A 15409-nucleotide genomic window follows, 5' to 3' on the forward strand; every position below is an offset into this window, starting at 1 on the left:
CGGAGACGCGGCGATGAGTTCAAATCGCGGGGCTTCCGTGATCGTGATCGGCGGCGGGGTGACCGGCCTCTCCGCCGCCTGGTGGCTGGCGCGCTCGGGCGTCGACGTGCTGGTGCTCGACAAGGGCGTGGTCGGCTGGGAAGCCTCGAGCCGCAACGGCGGCGGCGCTTCGCATTACCAGAGCCCGCTGTTCGACGAGGAACAGCGGATGTGGCCGCAGATGGACGCGCTGCTGGGCTATCCCACCGAGTTCCAGGCCGAACGGGTGATCATCGCGGTCACCGAGAAGCAGCTCGAGCATTACCACTACATCGCCGGGATGTGCGGCGACATGGGCTATCGGGTGGACCGGATCGATGCGCAGCAGGCGCGGCAGATGGTGCCCATGGCGGGGGACAACTGCCTGGGCGGCATCCACCTGCGCTTCGGCGGCCACGCCAATCCGCAGCGCACGGTCCAGGCTTATGCCTGGGCGACGCAGGACCTGGGCGGGCGGATCATCCAGCATTGCCCGGCGCTGTCGCTGACCACGGCGGGCGGGCGGGTGACCGGGGTGGTCACGCCCCAGGGCGAACTGGGCTGCGATGCCCTGGTGGTCGCCGCCGGCCCGCAGATCGCCGGGCTGCTCGCCCCGCTGGGGATCGACGTGCCGCTGGCCGCAGCGCGGGCCGAGATGATCGTGACCGAACCGGCCCCGCTGATGCAGTGGGGCGGGGTGGACGGCAACGGGCTCTATGGCCGCCAGACCCGGCGCGGCAACCTCGCCTATGGCGGGGGCCCGCACGAATGGCTGCTGACAGAACCCGGCGGCCCGGCGGCGCGCCCGTCCTCGCCGCTGGCCCGCAACCTGGCCAAGCGCGTGGCCGAAATGCTCCCGGGAGCGGCGCAGCTCAAGGTCATCCGGTCGTGGTCGGGGATCATCGAGAACACCCCCGATGGCCGCCCGATCATCGATCGCCTGTCCCATCCCGACAATGTCACCGTGGCCACGCTGTCGGGGGTCGGCTTCGGCCTGTCGCCGGCCTCGGGCCACGCGATCCGCGATCTGGTGATCGACGGCAAGGTCTCCTTCACCGACATCGACAAGCTGGCCCTGTCGCGCTTCGCCGGGCTCGAGCCGGACTGGCGCGCCCGGCGCGGGTGGGAACCCCTGCCCGGGGCGGAGGCGCTGCGCGCGTGAGCGGACGCTATTCGGCGCTGGCCCTGCTGCGCGGGGCGCTGGGCGGGCACCGCCACTGGGGCCGCGCCTGGCGCGCGGCCGAGCCGGACGGGCCCTATGACGTGGTGGTGATCGGCGGCGGCGGGCATGGCCTCGCCACGGCCTATTACCTCGCCAGCCAGCACGGCGTGCGCAAAGTGGCCGTGGTCGAAAAGGGCTGGATCGGCGGCGGCAACACCGGGCGCAACACCACCATCGTCCGGTCCAATTACCGCCAGCCGCAGCTGCAGCGCCTCCTCGAACACTCGCTGAAGCTGTGGGAAGGCCTGTCGGACGAGCTCAACTACAACGTGATGTTCTCGCCCCGGGGCGCGCTGTTCCTCGGCCATTCCGATGCCGACATGACCCGCCTGGCCGAACGCGGGGATTCGCTGCGGGCGATGGGGATCGATGCCGAGCTGCTGGACCTGGCCGCAGTGCGCCGGCTGGTGCCGCTGCTCGACTGTTCGCCCACGGCGCGCTGGCCGGTGCAGGGCGGGCTGATCCAGCGCCGTGGCGGGACCGCGCGGCATGATGCCGTGGCCTGGGGCTATGCCCGCGCTGCCGACCGGTTGGGGGTCGACATCATCGAGAACTGCGAGGTCACCGGTTTTACCCGCCAGGGCGATGCGGTGACCGGGGTGGAGACCACGCGCGGGACGATCGCCGCGGGCAAGGTGGCGATCTGCGTCGCCGGCCACAGCGGCCATGTCGCCGGGCTGGCAGGCATCCGCCTGCCGATCGAAAGCCACACCCTGCAGGCCTATGTCACCGAACCGGTCAAGCCGATGATCGACACGGTGATCATGTCGCAATCGCTGCACTGCTACATCTCGCAGTCGGACAAGGGCGGGATCGTGGCGGGCGGCGATCCCGACGGCTTTCCCTCCTATGCCCAGCGCGGCCAGCCGATGCGGCTGGAAGACGCCATCGCCCAGGCCATCGCCCTGGTCCCGGCGCTCAGCCGTCTGCGCATGGTGCGCTGCTGGTCGGGGGTGACCGACATGAGCTTCGACGGTTCGCCGATCATCGGCGACCTGCCCCTGCGCAACCTCCATCTCAACGGCGGCTGGTGCTATGGCGGGTTCAAGGCGACGCCCGGATCGGGCCACCTCTATGCCCATCACCTCGCCACCGGATCGCCCCACCCGATCGCCGCCCCCTTCGACCTGGCCCGCTTCGCGGTGGGCCGGACGATCGACGAGGCCGGGGTCGGCCCGATGCCGCAGCACCGGTAGGGAACAGGACCCATGCTGCTGATCGACTGCCCGCACTGCGGACCCCGCGCCCAGGAGGAGTTCGGCTACGACCGCACTCTGGACAGTCTGGTGCGGATCGAGGACGCGCCCGACGCGGCCATGGCCGCGCTCTACGCCCGGGCCAACCCGCGGGGGGAGGACGACGAGATCTGGCGCCACACCTTCGGCTGCCGCGGGTGGATGGTGCTGCGCCGCGATCGGGTGAGCCATGCCATTCTCTCGGTCCGCCCGCTCGGGCCGGAGGCGCTGCCATGACCGGTCCCGCCGCCCGCCTGACCCGTCCGCTGGTGCGCTTCCGCTTCGACGGGCGCGCTTACGAGGCGCGGGCCGGGGATACCCTGGCCGCCGCCCTGCTCGCCAACGGGGTCACGCTGGTCGCGCGCAGCTTCAAGTATCACCGCCCGCGCGGGATCATGGCGGCGGGGGTGGAAGAACCCTCGGCGCTGGTCACCGTCGGCACCGGGGGCCGGCGCGAGCCCAACACCCGGGCGACCGACGTCATCGTCTATGACGGGCTCGAGGCCTTCAGCCAGAACGCCTGGCCCAGCCTCGACCTGGACCTGGGGGCGGTCAACGGCTGGCTGGCGCGGCTGATTCCGGCCGGGTTCTACTACAAGACCTTCTTCGGTCCGCCGCGGCGCTGGATGATCTACGAGCGGTTCATCCGCAAGGCCGCCGGGCTGGGCGCGCCGCCGGTCGAGCCGGACCCCGACGGGTTCGCCCACCGCGCCGCGTTCTGCGATCTGCTGGTGGTCGGCGCGGGCCCGGCCGGGCTCGCCGCCGCGCTGGCCGCGGCCGAGGCCGGGCAGCGGGTCATGCTGGTCGAGCAGGACGCGCGGGTCGGCGGGGCGCTGCTGCGCGATCCGGTGACGATCGACGGGATGGCCGGCGTCCCCTGGGCCGAGGCCGCGGCGCAGCGCATCCGCATGGCGGGCGGGCGGGTGCTGCTGCGCGCCACGGCCAATGGCTACTGGGACGGCAATCTGGTCACCGTGGTCGAACGGCTGGCCGAGCCGGGGCAGGCCCCGGGCGCCTCCAGGCTGGCGCAGCGGCTCTGGAAGGTGCGGTGCGGCCGCGTGCTCCTGGCCACCGGGGCGATCGAGCGGCCGCTGGCCTTTGCCGGCAATGACCGGCCCGGAGTGATGCTCAGCCAGGCGGTGCGCGGCTATGTCCGGCGGTTCGGGGTGGTCCCCGGGCGACGGGCGGTGATCGCGACCAGCCATGATGACGGCTATCGCACGGCCTTCGCCCTGGCCGAGGCCGGGGCCGAGGTGGTGGCGGTGCTCGACGGCCGGGCCACGCCGGAGGGCGATCTGGTCGAGCGGGCCCGGGCACGGTTTCCGGTCTTTGCCGCGGCGCGCCCGATCGCCACCCGGACAAGCGGACACCGCCTGGCCGGGGTCACGGCCGAGGTCGCGGGCCGGACGCAGGCCTTCGCCGCCGATCTGCTGGCGATGGCGGGCGGCCAGACCCCGGTGGTTCACCTGCACAAGCAGGCCGGCGGCGAGCTGGACTGGGACGAGGTCACCCAGGCCTTCGTGCCGGGCCCGTCGCGGCAAGGCCAGCGCTCGCTCGGTGCGGCGGCCGGCCGGTCGGTGCTCGCGGCGATCCTCGCCGAAGCCTGGGAAGCGGGCGGCGGGGCGGCCCGCGACTTCGCCGTCGAGGACCCGTGCGGGCCCGCGCAACCCGCCGCCGCGGCGGTGATCCCGGCGCGGCTGCCGGGCAAGGCCTTCGTCGATTTCCAGAACGACGTGACGCTCGACGATATCGATCTCGCCTGGCGCGAGGGCTATCGCTCGGTCGAGCATCTCAAGCGCTACACCACGCTCGGCATGGCGACCGACCAGGGCAAGACCTCCAACATGGCGGCGCTCGCCCGGCTGGCCCAGGCGCAGGGCGTGGCGATCCCCCAGGCCGGGCTCACCACCTTCCGCCCGCCCTACACCCCGACCACGCTGGGCGCCTTTGCCGGCCCGGCGGTGGGTGACCATGCCGGGCCGGTGCGCCGCCTGCGCCTCCACGCCGCGCACGAGGCGCTCGGCGCGATCTGGCTGCCCTCGGGCTACTGGTTCCGACCACGTGCCTATCCGCAGCCCGGCGAGACCCCCGGCGAGGCCTCGCTGCGCGAGGCGCGGATGGTGCGAAGCCGGGTCGGGCTGGTCGACGTGTCGACCCTCGCCACCTTCGAGATCGCCGGGCCCGATGCAGCAGCCCTGCTCGAACGGGTCTGCGCCACCACGGTCGGGCGCCTGGCGGTCGGCCGGGGACGCTACACCTTCATGCTGCGCGAGGATGGCCTCGTGTTCGATGACGGCACGGTCTGGCGCATCGCCGAGGAGCGCTTCCTGCTGACCAGCTCGACCGGCGGGGCGGACCGGATGGCGCAGCACTTGTCCTACGTCCGCAACGTGCTGGCGCCGGACCTCAGGGTCAGTGTGGTCAACCTGCAGGAGCACCATTGCGCGGCCGCTCTGGCCGGCCCGCGGGCAACCGCGGTGTTGGAGCGACTCACCGGCGATGCCGCCCCGTTGCACATGCATTGCCACCGTACCGCGATCGCCGGGACCGCGGTGCTGGTGCTCGCGGCCAGCTACAGCGGCGAGCGCGCGTTCGAGGTCTATGCCCCGGGCGACCGGATCGCCGCGGTCTGGGCCGCGCTGCTGGCGGCGGCGCAAGAGGCCGGGGGCGGGGCCTATGGCCTCGATGCCATGGACCACCTGCGGGTGGAGAAGGGCCATGTGGTGGTCGGCGCCGAGGTCGATGGGCGGGGCACTCCGGCCGATCTCGGGCTGGGCGGCATGGTTCGCAAGGCCGGTGGTTTTGTCGGCTGGCAGGGACTGCAGCGCCCGGTGCTGGCGGATCCGGCAGGGCGGCGCCACCTGGTCGGAGTGGAATCGCTGGCCGGTCCCCTGCCCGAGGGCGCCATGCTGGTAGGCCGCGCCGGGGATGAGCCGCAGGGCCATGTCACCACGGCCGCGCCGCGGGTGGCGGGGGAGGGCTGGATCGGCCTGGCCCTGCTGCGCGACGGGGCCAGCCGCCACGGCGAGACCCTGCACGCCTGGTCGGCCACCCGCGGCCTGGACGTGCCGGTCCGGATCGGGCCGCCGCTGTTCTATGATCCGGAAGGGGCGCGCTACCGTGACTGAGGTGACCCTGGACGAGGCCGGGCCGATCCACGCGCTCGAGCTGTGGGACGCTGCGGGGGGCGATGCGATCGCCGCGGCGCTCGGCCATGCCCTGCCCGCCGCGGGACGCAGCGCCGGAATCGAGGGGCGCCAGGTGCTGCGTCAGCAACCCCTGGTCTGGCTGCTCGACGGGGCGGGGTTCGACCCGGCCGCGATCGCACTGGCGCTCGGGCCGCACGGGGCGCTGACCGCGATCGGCGGAGGGCTGATGCGGGCGCGGCTGAGCGGGCCGGGCTGGCGCGCGGTGCTGATGCACGATGGCGTGTTCGACGCCGAGCAGGCCGCCTTCGGTCCCGGCTGCACCGCCGCGACGATCATCGCCCATGTCGCGGTGACGCTCCACGTGATCGCCGAGGGGCAGTGCGAGGTGCTGGTCCCGGCCAGCTATGCCGAGCCGCTGGTCGCCGGCTGGCGCCGGGTCGCCGCCGGGCTTGCCTGAGAGCTGACCCGACGCGCTGACCCGAGGTGCTGGCCCGATGCGCTGGCCTGATGACCGCTTCGCATTTTGGCATTAGGGTCGGCCCGGGCCGGCCCCCATGCTCGTCGGTCGGGACCGGGCAGGACCGGCCGGCGGTGGGGAGAACTGACCATGCAAGAGGCCCAGACCTTGTCCGGCGCAACGCCCGCCGCTGCGGACCAGGCCGCTTCCGTCTCGACCGCCCGGCAATGGTACGTGCTGGTTGTCCTCGCCCTGGTCTACGCGATGAACATCGCCGATCGCTATGTCATCACCACGGTGATGGAATCGATCCGGATCGACCTGAAGCTGAGCGATTCCGGCGTGGCCCTGCTCACCGGGGTCGCCCTGGCCCTGTTCTACGTGACCATCGGCATCCCGGTCTCGGCCCTGGCCGACCGCTTCAGCCGGCGCAACATTATCGCCGGGGCCCTGTCGCTGTGGTCGCTCCTGACCGTGCTGACCGGCCTGTCCGCCACTTTCACCCAGATGCTGCTCGCCCGGATCGGGGTGGGCATCGGCGAGAGCGGCGGGACCCCGCCGTCGACCTCGATGCTGGCCGACACCTTCCGCCCGGCCCAGCGCCCGGCGGCGCTGACGGTCTATGCGCTGGGCTCGTGCCTGGGGGCCTGGATCGGAGCCGATCTGGCCGGGCAGGTCGCCGATCTCTATGGCTGGCGCAAGGCCTTCATCGCGCTTGGCATACCGGGGATCGTGCTGGCCGTGCTGATCCTGCTGACCGTGCGCGAACCGCGCCGCGGGGCGATGGATCAGGGCGCCCGGGCGGTCCCGCCGCCGCTGCCGCTGGCGCAGAGCCTGGGCTTCCTGATCCGCCAGCCCGCGACGATGCACCTGATGATGGGCGGGGCGGTGACCGCGCTGTGGGGCTGGGGCCTGATGTGGTGGACCCCCACTTACCTGCAGCGGGCCTATCACCTCACCGCAGGGGAAGCGGGCGAGATCCTGGGGCCGATGCACCTGATCGCGGGGAGCCTCGCCACCGTGCTCACCGCCGTGCTGATGGCCAGCAAGGCCATGGCCGATCCGCGCCGGGTGCTGGTGCTGATGGCCGTGGTGGTCGCGCTGATCACCGTGCCGTCGTTCTTCATCTACTGGACCGCCGACCTGGGCGTGGCCAAGCTGTGCCTGTGGCTGTTTGTCCCGGCGATGTACTTCTACATCGGCCCGTCCTTCGGGCTGCTGCAGAACATCGTCCCGGCGCAGATGCGGGCCACGGCCTGCGCGCTGACCCTGCTGATGGCGAACATCGCCAACCTGGTGATCGCGCCGCAGTTCGTCGGCCTCGTCAGCGATCATGTCGCCACGGGCGGCGTGGCCGATGCCGCCTCGCTGCGGTTCGCGCTGCTGCTGCTGGCGCCGACCGGGCTGTGGGCCGCCTACCATTACTGGGCGGCGACCAGGAACATCCTGGCCGAGCAGCGCCGGGCCGAGGGCCTGGCCGATTGAGCAGGAGCCGCGCGGGGCAGCCCATGGGCCCTGGCGGCGGTCATGCTGCCAGGAGGTTGCCGATCGCGGCTGTCCCGGTCCGGTCCGGGCTTAGGGTCGGGGCGCCTTGGTTGCCTGCGGCGCAAAGGTTTCGCCGAAGTAATCGCCGGCATACCACTGCGGGGCCTTGTCGCCATTCGCCAGGCCGACCGTGATGCGATAGTTCGCTTCGGCAAAGCGCGCCCCGGCACGCCAGTTCCAGGCCAGGTTCAGGTCATCGGTCGGCTGGTGATAGTCCTTGGCCAGGAAGGTCCCGAAGGCCTGCTCGCCGCCATTGGCGAAGCCCGTCGCCAGGAACACCGCCGGCACACCCTTGCGCACGAAGCGATAGTGGTCGGACCGCACGAACAGGGTCTCGGCCGGCATGGGATCCGGGCTGAGCCCGACCTGCATCGGCTTCACCGCCGCCGCGACGATCGGGCCGAGGGTGGAGTGATCGGCGCCGAACGCGACGAGATCGGTGAACGGGTAGAGCAGCACCGGCATGTCGAGATCGACATTGCCGACGATCCCGGCGGCCGGCACGGGCGGGTGGTTGGCGAAGTAATCGGCACCCAGCAGCCCGCGCTCTTCCCCGGTCGTGACCACGAACAGGACCGAGCGACGCGGGGCCGGCTCATTGGCCATGGCCCGGGCGACCGCCAGGGTGGTGGCGACGCCTGCGGCATTGTCCATCGCGCCGTTGAAGATGCGGTCCGCCGTGGCGGCCTCGCCGGGCTTGGGCGCTCCCGTGCCAAGGTGGTCGAGGTGGGCCGACAGGACCACGTATTCGCTCTTCAGCGCCGCGTCGGCGCCGGGCAGCAGCGCCACGACATTGGGGCTGGTGATCCGCTCGGCTGTGCTGCTGACGAAGCCGCGGACCGAGGTCTTGAGCGGGAAGCCCTTGGGCCGCCCGCCCGGCTTGTCCGCCTCGGCGCGGATCTGCGCCAGGGTGCGCGGTGCGCCCGCGAGCAGGGCGGCGGCGGCCTCGTCATTGACCGCCGCGGCCAGGCGCACACCCGGCGCGGCCTCGTTTGCGCGGCCGTCGGTACCCACCCAGGCATAGCGTGGGGTTAGGGCCGTACGGATCGAGCGCTCCCACGGCCGGACCTTGAGCGAGGCGTTGGTGCCCAGCGTGATTACGCCGATCGCGCCGTGCCGTTCGGCCATCTGCGCCTTGGTCGCCGACAGGTTCGCTCCCACCTCGCTGGGCATGCCGACCGGGAAGCCGCTCAGCACGACCACGATCTTCCCCTTCACGTCGAGCTTGGCGTAATCGTTGATGCCCACCCGGGCATCGTCGATCCCGTAGCCGACGAAGACCAGCGGCGCCGAGACATCCAGCGCGCGGTCATTGGCGCTGGCCGAGACCAGCACCTGCTTGCCATGCTCGAAGGCCAGCTTGCCCTTGGCTCCGGTGATCTCCAGCCCTGCCGGGTCCTTGGTGTAGCTGGTCTTCTGGAAGGTGATCCGCTGCAGCCACCCGCGCGTACCATCGGGCCCAGCATCGCCCATCGGCTGGAGCCCCAGGGCGGCGAAACGCTGGGCGACGAAGCGGGCCGCGATCTCGTGCCCACGGCTGCCGATGTCGCGCCCTTCAAGGAGGTCGTCGGCCAGGAAGGCCACGTCGGCCTTGAACCGGTCGGGCGAGAAACGGGGATCGAGCGGCATGTCCGCCTCGGCCCTGGCGGGAGCAGGGGCCACGGCACCGGCTGCAGGTTGCGCCGCCGGGGCGGCCTCGGCCTCATGGTCATGGTCAAGGGCCTCGATCGTCTCGATCGCATGAAGCGGGGTGGCCAGCAGCAGGGCGGGGATCAGGCCGGGAAGCAGACGGGCAGCAAGGGGACGCATCGGACACTCGCGAAACAGGGAACACAAGCGCTCGACGATAAGCCGGTCGGGCCGGGTTGCAAGCAAGGCTTGGGATTATCCCTTGCCGCCCGCGCAAAAGGCGGTCGCGCCCGCTCATCCCGACTGCTAGAGCCAGTCCTGTTGAGGTGGATAGGCCGTGACGGAGCTGATTTTGGTTCAGCGCGAGGAGAGAGGAGGGAGCTATGCCGATGCATAGTGACCGACGATGGACGCTGCGCTGGACCAAAATCGGCCCGCCCCGGAGGGGTTGGGCGGAGCGGGCCGGTGGCCGCGTTGCGGCGCTTGCAGGGGCAACCAGCCCCTGCGGCGCGCCGCGCCTCCCCACCGACCCGCTCCGCCCAATCCCGGCGCATCCACCTCAACAGGACAGGCTCTAGTCTGCCCCCATGCCCAGGGGGTCCATCTGCGAGCCGGTCGAGGTCAATCCCGCCGCGTTGATCCGGGCCGAGCGGGTCACCACCGCGGCGTCTGACCGCGCCCCGGACCGCTTCGCCCACTTCCACGATGCGGCCGAACTGGTCTGGTTCCGCCAGGTTTCGGGCGAGCTGGTGTCCGAGGATGGCCGGTTCACGCTGAGCCCCGGGACGCTGGTGTTCGTCCCGCCGATGCGTCAGCATGATTTCGCCATTCCCGGGGGTGGGCACGCCTGGGTCCTGGTCCATCTCGATCCCTTCCTCACCAACGGGCTGATGGCCCGCAGCGGACCCGGCGAGGCAGCCCGATGCCGGGCCGTGTCGTTCGACCGGCGGACGGCCGAGCGGATCGATGGCCTGTTTGACTGGCTGGTCGAGGTGGCCGGGCAAGATCACCACCGCGACCTCACAGCGGCGCTGGTCGCGGCGATCCTGGCCGCGCTGTTCGCCGTCGCCGCGGTGGGCCCTGGCGCTGCCGCCAGCACCACCACCGATCCGGCGACCGGAGCGCTCGACCGCTTGCGCCCCGCGCTCGACCTGATTGCCCGAAACCCCGCGCGGGCCCTCTCGCTGGGCGAGGTGGCCAGCGTCTGCCACTTGTCCGAGGCCTATTTCTCGCGCTCGTTCAAGCGCGTGTTCGGGCAGACCTTTTCCGCCTATCTGCGCGATTACCGGTTGCGACTGGCGGCCCAGCGCCTGCTGTCGAGCGGCGAGCGGGTCAGCGTGATCGCTCATCAGGCCGGCTTCGCCAGCCCGGCCCACATGACCGAGCAGTTCCGCCGCCGGTTCGGGGTGGCGCCCAGCGAATACCGCGCGGGCCGGCGTCAAGGGCAAGCACGCGACAGCGATTGAGCGGTTGCGGGGGGCTGCGTCCGCCACCCGGGCCGTGCGATCCTGGCGTTCATGCCAAAGACCCTGCCGAAATCGCTGCCAAGGCCCAGCCCGGACGAGATTGACCCCTTCCGTCCCGCCCGCGTGCAATCGGGCGTGCTGCCCGCCCGGTTCGCCGGCGAGCCGATCCCGATGATCCTGCGACATGCCGAGGTGCGCCGCGCCGCGAAAGACTGGCAAACCTTTTCGTCCGATGCGCCGATGCGGGTGCCGATCCCCTCGGAAGAGGCGGTCCGTTCGGTGCGCCAGTTGCCGATCGAGGCCGATCCGCCGCTGCACGGCCAGTTCCGCGATCTGCTCAAGCCGGTCTTCCTCCGCCCGCTGCAGCCCGCCTACCAGGCCCGCCTTGACCGCCTGGTGGCCGGGCTGATCGACGCCGCGGTCGCCCGGCCGCGGATCGAGGTGGTGCGCGATTTCGCCTTGCCGTTGCAATCGCGGGCCCTCGCCCTGCTGCTGGGCATGCCCGATGCCGCCGCCGAGGAATGGATCGGCTGGGGCACCCACGTGTTCCATGATGGCGGCGACGGCGATGGGAGCGCCAGGGGGCAGGGGCTCGATCGCTACATCCGCCGGGCGCTGGCCGCCGCCTCGGGCCGTGGCGGCGACGATGTCTTCGCCCTGCTGCAGCGCGCCGAGGTGGCCGGGCGACGTCTGACCACGGATGAGCAGGTGGGGATCGCCAACTTGGCCTTCGCCGGCGGGCGGGACACGGTCATCCACACGGTCAGCCGGATCGTCGCCCACTTCGCCGGGCACCGCGCCGAGCTCGAGACGATCTGGCCCGACCCGCGGCGGATCGCCTTCGCCACCGAAGAGTTCGTCCGCTTCGTCTCGCCGCTGACCCATATCGGCCGGGTCTGTCCCGAGCCGACCGAGGTGGGCGGCGAACCGGTCGCCGCCGATGGCCGGGTGTCGCTGTGCTGGGCCTCGGCCAATCGCGACGAGACCGTGTTCGACCGCCCCGACGAGATCCGGCTCGACCGTTCGCCCAATCCGCACCTCGGCTTCGGCAGCGGCATCCACACCTGCCTCGGCGCGGCTCAGGCCCGGGCGATCCTGCGCAGCCTGATCCATCATCTGGGTGCGCGGACCCGGGCGATCACGATCCTCGGCGAGGAGCGGCAATACGACGAGCAGGACAGCTACCGGCGCTGGGTGGGCTATCGCGCGCTGGACGTTGCCATGGAGGCCCGGACATGATCGCACACCGCTTGCTCCGTACGCTGGCAGCCGCGCTGGCCCTGCTGGCGGCGGGCTCCACCGGCCTCACGGCGGCGGCTCCGGCCCTGGCCCCGGCTCCGGCCCCGGGTCCGACTTTGCCCACGGCGTCGGTCTCGGCCGACCTGTCCGACGAGCTGGTCTACCACATCTTCGTGCGCAGCTTCCGCGACAGCAACGGCGACCGGATCGGCGATCTCAACGGCATCCGCGCGAGCATCCCCTACCTGCGCTCGCTGGGTGTGACCGCCGTGTTGCTCACCCCGCTCTACCCCAGCCGGACCTATCACAACTATTTCGCCACCAGCTTCGAGGGGATCGAGCCGGCCTATGGCACCCTGGCCGACTATCGCCGCCTGGTCGCCGCGCTGCACCGGGCCGGGATCAAGCTCTATCTCGACATGGAGTTCCAGTACGTCGTCGCCGGGCATCCCTGGTGGGCGGCGGCAAAGGCTGCACCCACCTCGCCCGCAGGGGACCTCCTGCTGTGGGATGACCGCGCCCGCGGCGTGCTGGCGGAGGGGCCCTTCGGCCTGCGCGCGTTCGACCATTTCGGGCGCGACCGCCAGGACGTGACCACGGTTGACCTCAAGGCGCCGCCGGTCCGCGCCTGGGTCGACCGCTATCTGGCGAACTGGGTCGATCCGAACGGCGATGGCCGCTTCGATGACGGGGTGGACGGGTTCCGGCTCGATCACATGATGGACGATCTCGATTCCCGGGGAGTCCTCACCGGGCTGTTCACCGACTTCTGGCGGCCCACCTTCACCCGGCTGCGGACGATCAACCCGCGCCTGGCCTTCATCGCCGAGCAGGCTGACTGGAGCAGCTACGGCGGGGACTATTTCACGCAGGCGGACGTGACCGCGGTCTTCGCCTTCCCGCTGCAGCAGGCGCTCCGCCGGTTCGACAAGGCCGCGCTGGTCGCCGCCCTGACGCAGACCGCGGCGGTCACCCCACCGGGCAAGTTCCAGTTGGTCTTCGCCGAGAACCACGACATCGCCCGGACCGCCTCGGACCCCGGCATCGATGCCGAGAAGCTGCGCACCGCGGCCGCCCTGGTGTTCTTTCTCAAGGGGACACCGATCCTCTACCAGGGCCAGGAGCTGGGCATGCGCGGGGTCCGTGACACCGGCTACACGTCGGACGAGGCGGAGATCCCGCTGCGCGAGGCGTTCAAGTGGGCCGCCACCGACGCCGCGGCCGGGCAGGCGACCTGGTATCGCCGCCCCGGCGAACGCTACTGGGACCAGCGCAACGCGCGCGATCATGACGGCGGCTCGGTCGCCGAACAGTCCGGTCGCGCCGGTTCGTTGCTGGAACACTATCGTCGGCTGGCGCGGCTGCGCCAGCGCCATGTCGCCTTGCGGCGGGGTGACCAGACGGTGATCGACAGCGCCCCCGACCTGCTGGCGGTGCGCCGCAGGCTGGCCGGCGAGAGCTTCGTGCTGGTGGCCAACCTGTCCGCCAGGGACGCGGTCTACACCGGACCGGGCAGCGATCGACCCGATCTGCTGGGCGGCGCCAAGGGTGCGCGGCTGCAACCCTGGCAGACCGCGCTGTTCTGCACCGGTCCGGCCCAGCGCTGTGCATCGTTGCGGCCTTGACGCACGATCGGTCACGCCGTCGCAAGATTGTTACACTTTGCGGCACAAATGCCATTTGACCCGGATGGTTACCTGCGTAATGATCCGGTTAACGAAGCCGGCGACCGGGAAGGCGCGGGCATCGCTCTCATGGCCCCGCAGGTCTGCGCGGGCATCGCTGGTGGAGGCTTACCTTGCATCGTCGTGATTTTCTGGCCCTGTCTTCCATGGGCGTGGGCGGGCTTGCCCTGCCGTCGATCTTCGGCAAGGCGATCGCCGCGGAGGAGCTCGGCTCCGCGCTCGACGTCGGCTTCAAGAAGGGCCTGGCCGATGCGGCGATGAATGCCGCCACCGCCGCAGGGGCCAGCTATTGCGACGTCCGCGTCGGGCGCTACCTGCGGCAGTTCGTGATCACCCGCGAACGCAACGTGCAGAACATCGTCAACACCGAAAGCACCGGGGTCGGCATCCGCGTGATCGCGGGCGGGGCCTGGGGCTTTGCCGCGACCAACGAGCTGACCAAGGACGCGGTGGCCCGTGCCGCCGGCCAGGCGGTGGCGATCGCCAAGGCCAATGCGGTCCGCCAGACGGCTCCCGTGCAACTGGCGCCGGTCAAGGGCGTGGGCGAGGTGGCGTGGCGCACGCCGATCGTGAAGAATTCCATGCAGGTCCCGATCAAGGAGAAGGTCGATCTGCTGATGTCGGTCAACGATGCGGCGCTGGGCGCCGGGGCCGACTTCATCCAGTCGATCCTGTTCCTGGTGAACGAGCAGAAGTACTTCGCCAGCACCGATGGCAGCTACATCGATCAGGATGTGCACCGGATCTGGCCGCGCATGTCGGTGACCGCAGTGGACAAGGCCAGCGGCAAGTTCCGCACCCGCGACGAGCTCGCCGCGCCGATGGGCATGGGCTATGAATACATGGACGGCGCCGCTTCCGGGAAGACCGTGCTGCCTTGCGGGGTCACCGTTTTCGGCAAGTCCTATGACATGATCGCCGACGCGGCGGCGGCCGCCCGCCACGCGCGGGCCAAGCTGACCGCCCCCTCGGTCAAGCCGGGCAAGTACGATCTGGTGCTCGATCCGTCGCACACCTGGCTGACCATCCACGAATCGGTCGGCCACCCGCTCGAGCTCGATCGCGTGCTGGGCTACGAGGCCAACTATGCCGGCACCAGCTTCGCCACCATGGACAAGCTGCAGAGCCGCTTCCAGTACGGCAGCGACAAGGTCAACATCGTGGCCGACAAGGTCCAGCCCGGCAGCCTGGGCGCCGTCGCCTATGACGACGAGGGCGTGAAGACCAAGCAGTGGGATCTGATCCGCGACGGCAAGCTGATCGGCTACCAGGCCATCCGCGACCAGGCCCATATCGAGGGCAAGACTGAATCCGACGGCTGCTGCTATGCCGATTCCTGGTCCAACGTGCAGTTCCAGCGCATGGCCAATGTCAGCCTGCAGCCGGGCAAGACGCCGATGAGCGTCGCCGACATGATCGGCGGGGTGGAGAACGGCATCTACATCATCGGCGACGGCAGCTTCTCGATCGACCAGCAGCGCTACAACGCCCAGTTCGGCGGGCAGCTGTTCTTCGAGATCAAGAACGGCAAGGTCACCCAGCAGATCGAGGACGTGGCCTACCAGATCCGCACCCCGGAGTTCTGGAACGCCTGCGCCGGCGTCTGCGACGAACGCGATTACCGCCTGGGCGGATCGTTCTTCGACGGCAAGGGCCAGCCCTCGCAGGTCTCGGCCGTGTCGCACGGGTCATCCACCGCGCGCTTCAACGGCATCAACGTCATCAACACCGCTCGCACGCTCGGCTGATCGGCGCGGGGAAGGA

Annotated in this window: 11 protein-coding genes; 10 read left to right on the forward strand and 1 reads right to left on the reverse strand. The window is 71.0% G+C overall.

The genetic code is table 11. The features are described 5' to 3' along the window. Positions 1-13 precede the first annotated feature (13 nt). The 6 genes from H7F49_RS06275 (at position 14) to H7F49_RS06300 (ending at position 7566) form a co-directional block, all read left to right on the forward strand. Positions 14-1180 carry an NAD(P)/FAD-dependent oxidoreductase gene (locus H7F49_RS06275; RefSeq protein WP_185682723.1) on the forward strand — a complete coding sequence of 389 codons (1167 nt, stop codon included), beginning with the start codon at positions 14-16 and terminating at the stop codon, positions 1178-1180. Next, positions 1177-2436 carry a sarcosine oxidase subunit beta family protein gene (locus H7F49_RS06280; protein WP_185682724.1) on the forward strand — a complete coding sequence of 420 codons (1260 nt, stop codon included), beginning with the start codon at positions 1177-1179 and terminating at the stop codon, positions 2434-2436. Before H7F49_RS06275 ends, H7F49_RS06280 begins: the two co-directional genes overlap by 4 nt. Before the next feature lie 12 nt (positions 2437-2448). Then, the gene (locus H7F49_RS06285) at positions 2449-2712 is read left to right on the forward strand and encodes a sarcosine oxidase subunit delta (RefSeq protein ID WP_185682725.1); all 264 of its coding nucleotides are present in this window, start codon (positions 2449-2451) and stop codon (positions 2710-2712) included. Then, positions 2709-5603: a 2Fe-2S iron-sulfur cluster-binding protein gene (locus H7F49_RS06290; RefSeq protein ID WP_185682726.1), complete on the forward strand. Its 2895-nt coding sequence runs from the start codon at positions 2709-2711 to the stop codon at positions 5601-5603. The genes H7F49_RS06285 and H7F49_RS06290 overlap by 4 nt, the downstream gene beginning before the upstream one ends. Then, the gene (locus H7F49_RS06295) at positions 5596-6081 is read left to right on the forward strand and encodes an aminomethyltransferase family protein (RefSeq protein ID WP_185682727.1); all 486 of its coding nucleotides are present in this window, start codon (positions 5596-5598) and stop codon (positions 6079-6081) included. Before H7F49_RS06290 ends, H7F49_RS06295 begins: the two co-directional genes overlap by 8 nt. A gap of 150 nt (positions 6082-6231) precedes the next feature. Further along, the gene (locus tag H7F49_RS06300) at positions 6232-7566 is read left to right on the forward strand and encodes a spinster family MFS transporter (protein ID WP_185682728.1); all 1335 of its coding nucleotides are present in this window, start codon (positions 6232-6234) and stop codon (positions 7564-7566) included. A gap of 90 nt (positions 7567-7656) precedes the next feature. On the opposite strand, the gene H7F49_RS06305 is transcribed toward H7F49_RS06300, so the two are convergent. Then, entirely contained in the window at positions 7657-9435 is a 1779-nt protein-coding gene (locus H7F49_RS06305; RefSeq protein WP_235981954.1) for a M28 family metallopeptidase, read from the reverse strand. Positions 9436-9842: 407 nt separating this feature from the next. On the opposite strand from H7F49_RS06305, the gene H7F49_RS06310 reads away from it, so the two are divergent. The 4 genes from H7F49_RS06310 (at position 9843) to H7F49_RS06325 (ending at position 15393) form a co-directional block, all read left to right on the forward strand. Then, a complete protein-coding gene (locus tag H7F49_RS06310; protein WP_185682729.1) occupies positions 9843-10721 on the forward strand; it encodes an AraC family transcriptional regulator in 879 nt (292 codons plus the stop codon). Positions 10722-10772: 51 nt separating this feature from the next. Then, positions 10773-11960: a cytochrome P450 gene (locus tag H7F49_RS06315; protein WP_185682730.1), complete on the forward strand. Its 1188-nt coding sequence runs from the start codon at positions 10773-10775 to the stop codon at positions 11958-11960. Next, positions 11957-13585, forward strand: coding sequence for an alpha-amylase family glycosyl hydrolase (locus tag H7F49_RS06320; protein WP_185682731.1), 1629 nt, complete (start codon positions 11957-11959; stop codon positions 13583-13585). Before H7F49_RS06315 ends, H7F49_RS06320 begins: the two co-directional genes overlap by 4 nt. 173 nt (positions 13586-13758) lie before the next feature. After that, a complete protein-coding gene (locus H7F49_RS06325) occupies positions 13759-15393 on the forward strand; it encodes a TldD/PmbA family protein (RefSeq protein WP_185682732.1) in 1635 nt (544 codons plus the stop codon). The last annotated feature ends 16 nt before the right edge of the window (positions 15394-15409 follow it).

It is taken from the genome of Novosphingobium aerophilum, from assembly GCF_014230305.1.
GTDB classification, from domain to species: domain Bacteria; phylum Pseudomonadota; class Alphaproteobacteria; order Sphingomonadales; family Sphingomonadaceae; genus Novosphingobium; species Novosphingobium aerophilum.

Bases quoted from the DNA above. Each gene is read 5' to 3' on its own strand.
- H7F49_RS06275 (WP_185682723.1), top strand. From the start codon at position 14: ATGAGTTCAAATCGCGGGGCTTCCGTGATCGTGATCGGCGGCGGGGTG.
- H7F49_RS06285 (WP_185682725.1), top strand. From the start codon at position 2,449: ATGCTGCTGATCGACTGCCCGCACTGCGGACCCCGCGCCCAGGAGGAG.
- H7F49_RS06310 (WP_185682729.1), top strand. From the start codon at position 9,843: ATGCCCAGGGGGTCCATCTGCGAGCCGGTCGAGGTCAATCCCGCCGCG.
- H7F49_RS06305 (WP_235981954.1), bottom strand. From the start codon at position 9,435: ATGCGTCCCCTTGCTGCCCGTCTGCTTCCCGGCCTGATCCCCGCCCTG.
- H7F49_RS06315 (WP_185682730.1), top strand. From the start codon at position 10,773: ATGCCAAAGACCCTGCCGAAATCGCTGCCAAGGCCCAGCCCGGACGAG.
- H7F49_RS06320 (WP_185682731.1), top strand. From the start codon at position 11,957: ATGATCGCACACCGCTTGCTCCGTACGCTGGCAGCCGCGCTGGCCCTG.
- H7F49_RS06300 (WP_185682728.1), top strand. From the start codon at position 6,232: ATGCAAGAGGCCCAGACCTTGTCCGGCGCAACGCCCGCCGCTGCGGAC.
- H7F49_RS06290 (WP_185682726.1), top strand. From the start codon at position 2,709: ATGACCGGTCCCGCCGCCCGCCTGACCCGTCCGCTGGTGCGCTTCCGC.